The sequence below is a fragment of the Rhizobium sp. IY2 genome, assembly GCF_047532935.1.
Classification (GTDB): Bacteria; Pseudomonadota; Alphaproteobacteria; order Rhizobiales; family Rhizobiaceae; genus Rhizobium; species Rhizobium anhuiense.
The window spans coordinates 304971-316307 of sequence record NZ_JBLKNU010000008.1 but is presented as its reverse complement, the minus strand read 5'-3'; the positions used below and the strand labels follow the sequence as shown (position 1 = coordinate 316307).

Here is an 11337-nt window from a genome sequence, read left to right as displayed (position 1 = left end):
AAGAAGCTCGTCATGCTCCGCCCTTGCCGGACGACGTTCAATCCAGGCGCAACCTCCAGCCTATGCCCTCTATCTCAACCGCAGACGCCCTCCCGCGCAGCGGGTTCGTTCTCCGGCCCCAATGCGGTCACTAATCCAACCCGACGCCAATCTCTCCTACTGGCGCACAGTTGCCATAACCCTGTCAGTCTGGTGGGATTTGATACCGAATCCTGGAGCTTCCAACATCATCGCACGGAAAACGTCGAAAGCAGGCTACGCGCATATATCGTGACATCAGCCCCGACCGCAGCAAAATCGGATAAGCGACCGCGCACTGCAAGAGCGGTGAAACGCGACGGACACCATCTGACGGTCAGTGCAGGCTGACCGTCTTCAGTTCGTCCTCGGCAGCCTTGAAAAAGGTGCTGGAGCGGTTGTCCGTCAAGAGGATCGGCGTGCCGTCGGCGCCGAAGAGTGCCCAGAGATCGACGTTCGGATCGATATCCGGCGCCTCGGGAAAGCACTTGGCGACCTCTTCGGTGCGCATTTTTCTGATGTAGGCGACCTCGCCGTTGCCGATGTGGGCAAGCTCGGATTTGGTCAAGTGAGACGTGGCTTCTTTCATCAACATTCCTGTTCCTCCGGAAGAAGGGACCAACGGTTCGACAAACCGTTGTGCTACTGTGAAACCGAAATGTTAATTTTCTTGACCATGCGCGCGGGTTCCGGACGAATTAGATCGACGGAGAGCAGACCGTTCTTCAGGCCGGCGCCGAGCACCTGCATGCCGTCGGCAAGAACGAAGGTGCGCTGGAACTGGCGGGCGGCGATGCCGCGGTAGAGATAGTCCCGTTCGCCCTGTTCCACTTGGCGGCCGCGGATCAGAAGCTGGTTCTCCTCAATGGAGACATCGAGTTCCTCCTCGCTGAAACCGGCGACGGCAAGGGTGATGCGCAGACGTTCCGGGGCGCCGTTGTCGGCGGCGATGCGCTCGATATTGTAGGGCGGATATCCGTCGCTCGCCTTGGAAATGCGCTCCAGCGTCTTTTCCATGGCATCGAAGCCCAGAAGCAGCGGGCTGGCGAAAGGGGTAATGCGGCTCATCTCTTTTCAAGTCCTTGATGCAAGCGACCATCCCGGACCTTAAACGCAGCGTCCGGATGCCGCTAATATGGGGAGAGCAGTCCAGTGCTGCAAGGCACGGTGCGACGTGCCGGCGCCACCTCACAATTTTAAAGCGGTGCCGCCGGCTGCTTGCTTGACAAAGCGGCGGCTGCCTCGCATCAAAACATGCCCGCACGGACTGTGCTGATTTGTGACGGGAAATGAACAAATCGGTGCATGCCGAGGCAAAGCGCACCCGCGAGGATGGAACGATCGGAATGGCAAGCGCAAGAAAGATCATCATCGACACGGATCCCGGCCAGGACGATGCGGCCGCCATCATGCTGGCCTTCGGCAGTCCCGAGGAGCTGGAGGTGCTGGGGATCACGACGGTCGCCGGCAACGTGCCGCTTTCCTTCACCAGCCGCAATGCGCGCATCGTCTGCGAGCTCTGCGGCCGGCGGGAGACAAAGGTTTTCGCCGGCGCCGACGCGCCGATCGCCCGCAATCTGGTGACGGCCGAACATGTGCACGGCAAGACCGGCCTCGACGGGCCCGACCTCAGCGAGCCGACGATGGCGCTGCAGCCCGACCATTCGGTCGATTTCATCATCGAGACGCTGCGCCGCGAGCCGACAGGCACGGTGACGCTCTGCACGCTCGGGCCGCTCACCAATATCGGCCTGGCCTTCCAGAAGGCGCCCGACATCGTTCCCCGCATCCGCGAACTGGTGATGATGGGCGGCGGCTTCTTCGAGGGCGGCAACATCACGCCGGCCGCCGAATTCAACATCTATGTCGATCCCGAGGCCGCCGATATCGTCTTTCGCTCAGGCGTGCCGATCGTGATGATGCCGCTTGACGTCACTCACCAATTGCTGACCCGCAAGGACCGGGTGAAGCGCATGGCCGAAATCGGCACGGCGCCTGTTAAGGCCATGGTCGAGATGCTGGAATTCTTCGAGCGGTTCGATATCGAGAAATACGGCTCCGACGGCGGGCCGCTGCACGACCCGACCGTGATCGCCTATCTGCTGAAGCCGGAGCTCTTCAGGGGTCGGGACTGCAATGTCGAGATCGAGGTCCGGTCCGAACTCACCGTCGGCATGACCGTCGTCGACTGGTGGCATGTGACCGAGCGCAAGCGCAATGCCAAGGTCATGCGCCATGTCGATGCGGACGGCTTCTTCGATCTGCTGATCGAACGTTTCGCCCGCATCTGAAGCTTTGGTTTCCCTTCCTGAGCGGAAGGGAAACGTCCTTAAGCGTCCTTCTCGTCGAAGACGGAATTGGTTTCGGCTTCGGCCGGCTTGGGGCCGCCCTTGGCGACGCCGACCATGGCCGGGCGCAGCACGCGTTCGCCGATGGTGAAGCCTGCCTGCACGACCTGGACGACCGTATTGTTCGGCACGTCGGGGTTGGGCACCTCGAACATCGCCTGATGGAAATTCGGATCGAACTTCTGGCCGACCGGCTCCAGCTTGCGAACGCCGTGGCGCTCAAGAGCCGACAGCATGGCGCGCTCGGTCATCTCGACACCTTCGATCAGGGTGCTGAGGCCGGCATCGGCCGCGGCCTTGGTCTCCGGAGAGATGGCATCAAGCGCGCGGCGCAGATTGTCCGAGACGGCGAGCATGTCGCGCGCAAAACCCGCGACGGAATAGGACTTGGCGTCCTTCACTTCGCGCTCGGTGCGCCGGCGCAGATTGTCCATCTCGGCGGCAAGGCGCAGATAGCGGTCGCGCAGCTCACCGTTTTCGGCTTTCAGAAGCTCGAGCGGGTCCGGCTGGGCAGCCTCTTCCTGCGCAATATCGTTCTCGACGTAGGCGGCAGCGTCGGCTGCGGCATCGGCCGCAGTTGCGTCAGGTCCGTTTTTCGTCGTGTCATCGGTCATGACGGTCTCCGGTTGGTGTCTTCAGATGCGCCCGATATCGAGGTTTGACCGAAAAAAATCAAGTCTGCGTGACAAAGAAGCGAAAATTCCGCACGTTCGCCAGTTGCGGCGTCAAAGCTGATTGCGCGAAAGGCGGGAGACGAGCTGGGCGGTGTAATCCACCATCGGCACGATGCGGGAATAATTGAGCCGCGTCGGGCCGATGACGCCGACGGCACCGACGATGCGATCGTCATCGTCACGATAGGGCGCGACGATCAGCGACGAGCCGGACAGCGAGAAGAGCTTGTTTTCCGAACCGATGAAGATGCGCACGCCGGAACCGGTTTCGGCGAGATTGAGAATCTCGATCAGGCTGTCCTTCTTCTCGAGATCGTCGAACAGCAAGCGCAGCCGGTCGAGATCCTCGGCGCCGGCCAGCCCCTCGAGCAAGTTGGCGCGGCCGCGGATGATCAGTTGCGCGGGCTTGCCCTCGTCCGGGCTGCCGGCCCAGACAGCGATGCCGCGCTCGACGAGATCGCGCGACAGGGCATCGAGCTCGTGGCGGACGTCATCCTTCAGCCGGCTCAACTGCTTGCGGAGTTCCGGCAGCGTCTGGCCGGACATATGGGCATTGAGAAAATTCGCCGCCTCGGTCAGTTGCGAGGAGGTGACGCCCGCCGGCAGCTCGATGATGCGGTTTTCCACCTGATCGTGATCGCCGACGAGCACGGCCAGCGCCTTGGTCGGTTCGAGCCGGATGAACTCGACATGTTTCAGCACCGGATCGCTTTTCGAGGTGATGACGAGGCCGGCGCCGCGCGAAATGCCGGACAGCATGCGGCTTGCCTCGTTCATCATCGATTCCACCGGATTGCCGCCGCTTTCGGCCCGCACCTGCCGGTCGATGTTGGCGCGCTCCTCGGCGGAGAGGTCGCCGACCTGCATGAAGGCATCGACGAAGAAACGCAGGCCGATCTGGGTCGGCAGCCGTCCGGCGCTGACATGCGGCGAATAGATCAGGCCGAGCTCTTCGAGATCGCTCATGACGTTGCGCACCGAGGCCGGCGACAGCGACATCGGCAGAAGACGGGACAGGTTGCGCGAACCGAGCGGCTCGCCACTTTCCAGATAGCCTTCGACGATGCGCCGAAAAATTTCCCTGGAGCGCTCGTCCAGTGCGGCAACAGCATCCGAAACCGACGTCGACCTGATGCCCATGAAGCTTAAGAACCCGCGCTGATGATACTTCCCGAAAAGTAAGTCAAACTCGCACCCGTGGCAAAAGGGAATTTGCAAATAGGCGCCGCCAATCGTAGAAGCGGTCAACAAACCCCAGGAGATAAGAATGCGGCCTTCAGGCAGAAAAATCGACCAGATGCGCAAGGTCTCGTTCGAGCGCAATTTTTCCAAGCATGCGGAAGGCTCCTGCCTGGTCAAGTTCGGCGATACGCATGTGCTCTGCACGGCCAGCCTTGAAGAAAAGACGCCGCCCTGGCTGCGCAATACCGGCAAGGGCTGGGTCACCGCCGAATACGGCATGCTGCCGCGGGCAACCGGCGAGCGCATGAAGCGCGAGGCCGCCGCCGGCAAGCAGGGCGGCCGCACCCAGGAAATTCAGCGGCTGATCGGCCGGTCGTTGCGCGCCGTCGTCGACCTGCAGGCGCTCGGCGAACGGCAGATCACGCTCGACTGCGACGTCATCCAGGCCGATGGGGGTACGCGGACCGCCTCGATCACCGGCGGCTGGATCGCGCTTTACGACTGCCTGAAATGGATGGAAAGCCGCAACATGATCAAGGTCGACCGGGTCCTGAAGGATCATGTCGCCGCCATCTCCTGCGGTATCTTCGCCAGCCAGCCGGTGATCGATCTCGATTACCTCGAGGATTCCTCGGCCGAGACCGATGCGAACTTCGTCATGACCGGCACCGGCGGGATCGTCGAGATCCAGGGCACGGCCGAGGGCACGCCGTTCAGCGAGGGCGAATTCACCTCGCTGATGCAGCTTGCCAGAAACGGCATCGGCGAACTGGTGGCGCTGCAGAAGCAAGCCGTCGAAGGATGAACCCCATGCTGGAAGGCATGTTGGAAACGGCGCTCTATGCGCGGGATCTCGATCAGGCCGAGGCGTTTTACGAAGACGTCCTCGGACTGGAGAAGATCGCCCGCGCCGCCAACCGGCATGTCTTCTTCCGCTGCGGGCCCGGCGTTCTGTTGATCTTCAACCCCGAGGAAACGGTGAAGCCGCCGGCGCCTGATGCCCTGCAGGTGCCGCCGCACGGCACGACCGGCCAGGGCCATGCCTGTTTCCGGGTATCCGGCCGCAATATCGACGCCATGGCCGAGAAGCTGACGGCGGCGGGCGTGGCGATCGAATCCGAGGTGCGCTGGCCGAACGGCGGCCGCTCGATCTATTTCCGCGATCCGGCCGGCAACAGCCTGGAATGCGCAGAGGCTAAAATCTGGGGCATCGAACAGGATATCTGAATGCGCAAGCTTGAAACGAAGACCATCGTCGTCGCCAGCCACAATGCCGGCAAGATCCGCGAGATCCAGGAATTGATCGGGCCGCTCGGCTTCACCGCCAAATCGGCGGCGGAGCTGAATTTCGTCGAGCCTGACGAGACCGGCACGAGTTTCGAGGAGAATGCGACGATCAAGGCGGTCGCCTCGGCCAATGCCGCCGGCATGCCGGCGCTTTCGGACGATTCCGGACTGGTGGTCGACGCGCTCGGCGGCGATCCCGGCGTCTACACCGCCAACTGGGCGGAGAGGGCCGACGGCACGCGCGATTTCGACATGGCGATGGCCAAGGTGGAAAAGGCGCTGCAGGATGCCGGCGCGACGAAGCCGGAACAGCGCACCGCACGTTTCATCAGCGTGCTCTGCCTCGCCTGGCCGGACGGGCACACGGAGCTGTTCCGTGGCGAGGTGGAAGGCAGCGTCGTCTGGCCGCCGCGCGGCACCCAGGGCTTCGGCTACGATCCGGTCTTCCAGCCTAAGGGTTACGACATCACCTTCGGCGAAATGAGCGGCGAGGAAAAACACGGCTGGAACGTCGGCAAGCCGCAAGCGCTGTCGCACCGGGCCCGCGCCTTCAAACTCTTCGTCGAAACCTGCCTGGAGGCATAAGGTCGGTACGTGGGCACATCAGACACGCCAAGCAGCTCGCGCGATGCAGCACTTTTGCCCGATACCGGTGAGCCCGGCTTCGGCGTCTACGTGCATTGGCCCTTCTGTGCGGCGAAGTGTCCCTATTGCGATTTCAACAGCCATGTGCGCCACCAGCCGGTGGATCAGGAGCGCTTCACCGCTGCCTTCTTGAAGGAGATGGCAACGGTGCGGGCGATGAGCGGGCCGAAGACGGTCACCAGCATCTTCCTCGGCGGCGGCACGCCCTCGCTGATGAAGCCGGAAACGGTCTCGGCCATTCTCGACGGCATTGCCCGGCACTGGCACGTGCCTGCCGGCATCGAAATCACCATGGAGGCCAACCCTTCGAGCGTCGAGGCCGACCGCTTCCGCGGCTATCGGGCCGCCGGCGTCAATCGTGTCTCGCTCGGCGTGCAAGCGCTGAATGATCGGGACCTGAAATTCCTCGGCCGTCTGCATGATGTCGCCGACGCGCTGAAAGCAATCCGGCTGGCGCGCGACATTTTTCCCCGCATGTCCTTCGATCTGATCTATGCCCGGCCGCAGCAGACGGTCGAGGAATGGGAGAAAGAGCTGAAGGAGGCTATCTCCTATGCGGTCGACCATCTCTCCCTCTATCAGCTGACCATCGAGGAAGGCACGCCCTTCTACGGCCTGCACAAGGCGGGCAAGCTGGTCGTGCCGGACGGCGAGCAATCGGCATTGCTCTACGAGGCGACGCAGGAGATCACCGCGCGCGAGGGCATGCCGGCCTATGAGGTTTCCAATCACGCCCGGCCGGGTGCCGAAAGCCGGCATAACCTGACCTACTGGCGTTACGGCGATTATGCCGGCATCGGCCCCGGCGCCCATGGCCGGCTGACACGCGGCCCGGAGAAGATCGCCACGGCGACCGAGCGCAAGCCGGAAGCCTGGCTCGACATGGTCGAGCGCGACGGCCACGGCATTCTCGACGAGGAGCGGCTCGGCTTCGAGGAACAGTCCGACGAGCTCTTGCTGATGGGGCTGCGGCTCCGGGAAGGTGTCGATCTTGCCCGCTGGCAGCAGCTTTCGGGCCGCGACCTCGACCCGAAACGCGAGGAATTCCTGCTGGAACACAAATTCATCGAGCGGATCGGCAATTCGCGCCTGCGCTGCACGCCGTCGGGCATGCTGATCCTCGATTCCGTCGTCGCCGATCTCGCCTGCTGACCTCAATACGACGAGCGAATTTACAACGCGGCGGCATCGATATCGCCGCCGCGCTGGAGCGCATTTATCAGCCGTGGCTGGTCGCGCCTGATTTGAACAGGCTGCCGGTCGGCGTCTTCAAGAACATCTCCAGCGGAATATGCTCCTGGTGCAGGAAGCCGGTCGCCGGCAGCAGGCCGTCGCGGACCATTTCGATGACGGCCACGACCGAGGCCGAGGTCGTCCAGGCAATTGCGGTGCGGCGGGCGCCGGCAATCTCGATCGGGTAATAGGCGCGCACGAATTCCTTGCGGCGCAGGCTGCCATTCTCCGTCCCCTCGGCGGCGACATGGACATAGACGACATCGTCTTCAACCGGCGGCTTGGCGTTGGTCAGGATCTCGCCGGCGAGCTTGCGCTTGTCGCGCATCAGCAGTTCGTGGAAGAAGAAGTTCATCAGCTCCATATGGCCGGGATAACGCATCGTCTTGTAATCGAGATTGTCGATCTTGCCGAGCATGGTGTCGCACATGGTGCCAAGACCGCCCGAGGTGGTGAAGGCTTCGAGCTTGACGCCGCCGACATAGACGGTCTCGTGCCATTCCATCGGCGAGACCAGCTTGCGGACACCGCCCTCGATCACCTCGCAGTCGTTCAGATATTCGTTGACGACGCCCTCGGGCGACCAGTTGAAGGCGTAGCCGAGCAGCCCGGTCGGGTGCTGCGGCAGGGCGCCGACGCGCATGCGGATCGAACGGCAGCGATCGAAGCCGTCGGCCAGGCTCGCGCCGACGATACCGACGAAACCCGGCGCCAGGCCGCATTGCGGCGCCATCAGGCCGCGGGCGGTCTTCGACAGTTCGATGATGAAATTGGTTGTGGGAACATCTTCGGTCAGATCGAAATAATGAATGCCGGCAAGATGGGCGGCGCGCGCCAACTCGATGTTCAAATGATAAGGCAGGCAAGACAGCACCGCCTCGACACTGGAGAGCAGTTCGCCGATCACCGCGGGATCTGAAATATCGCCGGTGCGGCACTTGAAGGGGACGTCGCTCAGCGGCAGCTGCGCATCGACGCCGATCACCTCGAAGCCGCCTTCATGCAACAGCGTCGCCGCCAGCCGTCCGACCTTGCCCAGGCCGAGAACGGCGATCTTTTCGAAACTCATTCATTCCTCCCACGCGCTCATTTCAGCGCTTCAGTCTTTGACATGCACTGGATGCGCCGGAGGTATAGAATAAAAAACTTATAAAGGAAAACGGCCGGAATCGCTTCCGGCCGTCGAATTCAGAAGAGAATCGTCGATTATTCGTTGATCAACCGCTTCAGAAGCTCGACTTCGTGCGAAAGCTTGGTGTCTCCCGAAATCAGTTCCTCGATCTTGCGTACGGCATGCAGCACGGTCGTGTGATCACGACCGCCGAAACGGCGGCCGATCTCCGGGAAGGAGCGCGGCGTCAGCGTCTTCGACAGATACATGGCGATCTGGCGCGGCTTGACGATGACGCGGGTGCGGCGGTTCGAGACCAGTTCCTGGCGCGAGACGTTGTAGTGCCTGGCGACGATGCGCTGGATATCCTCGATGCGCACCCGGCGGGGCTCGCCGGAGCCGACCAGATGGGCGAGCAGTTCGTCCACGCGCTCGATCGACAGGTTCGGCTCGAAGGAGCGGCGGAAGACCAGCTGGTTGAAGGCGCCTTCGAGTTCGCGGCCGCTGGCCGTGACGTTGCGGGCGACATGCTGGAGCAGTTCTGCCGGAATTTCGAGTGATGGATCTTCGAGCCGGGCTGCAGCAAGGCGACGCCTGAGGATTTCGAGACGCATCTCGTAATCCGGCGCGTCGAATTCGATCGCGACACCGCCTTGCAGGCGCGAACGGACGCGGGGATCGAGCGACTCCAACTCCCAGGGCGCACGATCGGCAGCAACGACGACCTGCTTGGCGCTGTCGAGCAGCATGTTGAGGAGATGACAGAATTCATGCTGGATCATCTTGCCCTGCAGGAACTGCATGTCGTCGATGATCAGGAGATCGATGTTGCGCAGCGAATCCTTCAGCGTCAGCGCATCATTGTCGCGGATTGCGGTGGCGAAGCGCCACATGAAATATTCGGCCGTCAGATAGACGACGCGCAGCGCCCTCGGGTTCTGAACCGCCGCATTGGCGACCGCCTGCAGCAGATGGGTCTTGCCGAGGCCGACCGTCGAATGGATGAAGAGCGGATTGAAGCGCACGGCGCCGGAACCGGCTTCCGCGATCGTCTTGGCAGCCGCAAGCGCGACCCGGTTCGAGCTGCCTTCCACGAAGGTATCGAAGGTGAAGCGGCTATCGAGCGGCGAGCCAAAGAGCGGCGAACCGAAGCTTGCGGGCCTTGCCGCAGCAACAGCCGACACCGCCTGCTGGACGGCCTGACCGGCCGGCTGGGCGCTCGTCGGGCGGCGCATCTGGGGGGCAACGACCGGCTCGGGCTGAACCGCCTCGTCGAGCGCCTTGGTGCCGCTGCGCGTTGCCGTGCGCACCAGGACTTCGATCTTGAGAATTTCCGGGTCCTCGGCCTGGAACAGACCGGTGATGAGATCGAGATAACGATTGTTGATCCACGACTTCAGGAAGGTCGTGGGAACCGAGAGACGAACGACGCTCTTCGATACCGAATGCAGCTTCAGCCTGGCGAACCAGCTGGCATAGACGTCAGGACCGACCTGGGCCTTCAAGCGCGCGCTGACGCGCTCAAACAAGATGCTGTGCTTCATGTCCGCCTTTGCTTCCCCCACTTCCAGGCGAATGGTGCCGAACGTCTGCGGTGCCGCATCCCCATTGTCGAGCCCGCCCGTCGTCATCGTATTCATGTGCATAATGCCGCCTTTCAATTCCACCGGGCGGCTTCCGCTAAAATAGCCGCCCGATCATTCCCCGCTTTGGCGGGCTGACGGCATCCTCATGAAGCCGCTCACCTGCCGGTTCACTCAAACACTGCCCCCGAAGGGACCGGCAACAGAATTCCGTTGCAGGGACCGCATTCATGCGGAACCTTCAGCGGCTTTCCGTGCCAGGCTGGCGGTCGATCCTCGTTTTCGGCCGACCAGCCCGAACGCAATATCACTTTAACCCTCTCCTGCGGTCTCGCCTTAAACGTGTGGCCGCTGAAGGCACAAAACATCCCCGCTCCGTAACAGCCACGTTACGGCCCAAATCCGTCAAGTGCTTGAAAAAACGGAAACGCAATGCTCCGTAACAAAGGGCACAAACTTATCGCCCTGCCGACGTGGCAGTTAAGACCGAGCCTCTGCAGGTGATGTCCGCGCCCTTTGTTGAAAGCCATTTAGGCAGGATCAAAAGGCAATATCAACGATGAATTTTACGCAAAATTAAGAAGCGGCCATTGACTCCGCCTGCCCTTTTCGGGCGTCACACCAGCGTCAAAAAAGAATCGCTTTTGAATCAAGGAGATTCCCCGTTCGGGCTATTTTGACACGCATGGAAAGAAAAAAAATAAAAATCTTCTTGACTCACCCCTGACCCCGAAAGCGTGGGGTAGAGTCGCGCGGCGTGAAAGCATCCTAGCGCAAGCCATTGTTTTTAAACAATTTTTCCTGTCATGGCACTGACACGAAACAGTCGTGAGATTAACCATGCAGGGGCTGATTGGCGGAATCGAAAAAGCCCGGTAAAATTACCGGGCTAATCATAAAGAGGAAGTCGTTAAAGGAAGATTATGCGGTCGTGGTGACCGAAAGAGCCTTCACACGAGCAGCCAGGCGCGAAACCTTGCGCGATGCCGTATTGGAGTGCAGCACACCCTTGCTGGCGGCGCGGGCAAGCTCGGGCTGAGCCGCCAGGAAAGCTTCCTTCGCCTTGGCGGCGTCACCGGATGCGATGGCCTCTTCGACCTGGCGAACGAAAGTACGAACGCGCGAGCGACGAGCCTTATTGACGTCGGTACGGCGGGCGATCTTGCGGGTCGCTTTTTTCGCCGAAGTTGTATTGGCCATGGATGCCTCTCTCAAGAATTCGAACAAACTCCGCCATTACCGCGGGCCCTGCGGCC

The 11337-nt window shown here is 61.7% G+C and carries 12 protein-coding genes; 5 read left to right on the top strand and 7 right to left on the bottom strand.

The window, feature by feature from the left end; all coding sequences use genetic code 11:
- Nucleotides 1–355: 355 nt before the first annotated feature.
- Nucleotides 356–613, bottom strand: coding sequence for a DUF1150 family protein (locus tag ACMUVN_RS23865; protein ID WP_008524631.1), 258 nt, complete (start codon nt 611–613; stop codon nt 356–358).
- A gap of 47 nt (nt 614–660) precedes the next feature.
- On the bottom strand, nt 661–1086 hold the full coding sequence (locus tag ACMUVN_RS23860) for an Hsp20 family protein (protein WP_047617210.1): 426 nt from the start codon (nt 1084–1086) through the stop codon (nt 661–663).
- Nucleotides 1087–1364: 278 nt separating this feature from the next.
- Between ACMUVN_RS23860 and ACMUVN_RS23855 the strand changes: the two genes are divergently transcribed.
- On the top strand, nt 1365–2309 hold the full coding sequence (locus ACMUVN_RS23855) for a nucleoside hydrolase (protein ID WP_063474859.1): 945 nt from the start codon (nt 1365–1367) through the stop codon (nt 2307–2309).
- A 38-nt stretch (nt 2310–2347) separates the two neighbouring features.
- On the opposite strand, the gene grpE is transcribed toward ACMUVN_RS23855, so the two are convergent.
- Complete coding sequence (gene grpE / locus ACMUVN_RS23850; protein WP_047617212.1) at nt 2348–2980, bottom strand: nucleotide exchange factor GrpE; 633 nt, start codon at nt 2978–2980, stop codon at nt 2348–2350.
- Nucleotides 2981–3091: 111 nt separating this feature from the next.
- Entirely contained in the window at nt 3092–4180 is a 1089-nt protein-coding gene (gene hrcA / locus ACMUVN_RS23845; RefSeq protein WP_047617213.1) for a heat-inducible transcriptional repressor HrcA, read from the bottom strand.
- Between the two features lie 127 nt (nt 4181–4307).
- Here hrcA and rph point away from each other — a divergent pair, with 127 nt between their 5' ends.
- Genes rph through hemW form a run of 4 tightly spaced genes read left to right on the top strand, consistent with a single transcriptional unit; the run spans nt 4308 to nt 7306 of the window.
- Complete coding sequence (gene rph, locus ACMUVN_RS23840) at nt 4308–5027, top strand: ribonuclease PH (RefSeq protein WP_011650181.1); 720 nt, start codon at nt 4308–4310, stop codon at nt 5025–5027.
- Complete coding sequence (locus ACMUVN_RS23835) at nt 5024–5449, top strand: VOC family protein (RefSeq protein ID WP_047617215.1); 426 nt, start codon at nt 5024–5026, stop codon at nt 5447–5449. Before rph ends, ACMUVN_RS23835 begins: the two co-directional genes overlap by 4 nt.
- Entirely contained in the window at nt 5450–6094 is a 645-nt protein-coding gene (rdgB, locus tag ACMUVN_RS23830) for an RdgB/HAM1 family non-canonical purine NTP pyrophosphatase (protein ID WP_047617217.1), read from the top strand.
- Between the two features lie 9 nt (nt 6095–6103).
- Nucleotides 6104–7306: a radical SAM family heme chaperone HemW gene (gene hemW, locus ACMUVN_RS23825; protein ID WP_047617219.1), complete on the top strand. Its 1203-nt coding sequence runs from the start codon at nt 6104–6106 to the stop codon at nt 7304–7306.
- Between the two features lie 67 nt (nt 7307–7373).
- Here hemW and ACMUVN_RS23820 read toward each other — a convergent pair whose 3' ends face one another.
- The 3 genes from ACMUVN_RS23820 to rpsT all read right to left on the bottom strand — a co-directional run bounded on the left by ACMUVN_RS23820 (nt 7374) and on the right by rpsT (nt 11281).
- The gene (locus ACMUVN_RS23820; protein ID WP_047617221.1) at nt 7374–8456 is read right to left on the bottom strand and encodes a saccharopine dehydrogenase family protein; all 1083 of its coding nucleotides are present in this window, start codon (nt 8454–8456) and stop codon (nt 7374–7376) included.
- Nucleotides 8457–8593: 137 nt separating this feature from the next.
- Nucleotides 8594–10144 (bottom strand): chromosomal replication initiator protein DnaA, encoded by a 1551-nt coding sequence (dnaA, locus tag ACMUVN_RS23815; RefSeq protein WP_047617290.1) that lies wholly within the window; start codon nt 10142–10144, stop codon nt 8594–8596.
- A gap of 858 nt (nt 10145–11002) precedes the next feature.
- Nucleotides 11003–11281: a 30S ribosomal protein S20 gene (gene rpsT / locus ACMUVN_RS23810; protein ID WP_003544819.1), complete on the bottom strand. Its 279-nt coding sequence runs from the start codon at nt 11279–11281 to the stop codon at nt 11003–11005.
- Nucleotides 11282–11337 lie beyond the last annotated feature (56 nt).